This is a genomic window from Mycobacterium simiae (genome assembly GCF_008370645.1).
GTDB classification, from domain to species: Bacteria; Actinomycetota; Actinomycetes; order Mycobacteriales; family Mycobacteriaceae; genus Mycobacterium; species Mycobacterium simiae_A.
Genome location: NZ_VTZN01000598.1, coordinates 1 through 324, shown reverse-complemented (window position 1 = coordinate 324; position 324 = coordinate 1). Strand labels below are relative to the sequence as shown.

Annotated in this window: 1 pseudogene; it reads right to left on the bottom strand. The window is 64.5% G+C overall.

The features are described from left to right. Window positions 1-324: pseudogene (locus tag F0Q45_RS28460) on the bottom strand (type I polyketide synthase); the annotation flags it as partial.

Sequence of the window (324 nt, the reverse complement as noted above, 5' to 3'; positions counted from 1 at the left end):
GGTACTGTCCAACAACGCCGCATCCACACCCCACAGCACCGACCGCAGCCCCACCCGAGCATGCTCATCCAAGGCCGCCACCACCTCATCAAAAGCCGCGGCAAAAGCGGGAAACCGCTGGTAAAGACCACGACCCAGGCCCAGGTACTGCGCACCTTGACCCGGGAACACAAACACCGTCTTACCCACCGGGCGGGCCCGACCCACCACCACATCCGGCTCGCCCGCTGCTACACCCGCAAGCTCGTCCAACATCTGGGCGCGCTCAGCACCCACCACCACCGCCCGATACTCAAACAAAGAGCGGGTGGACACCAACGACCA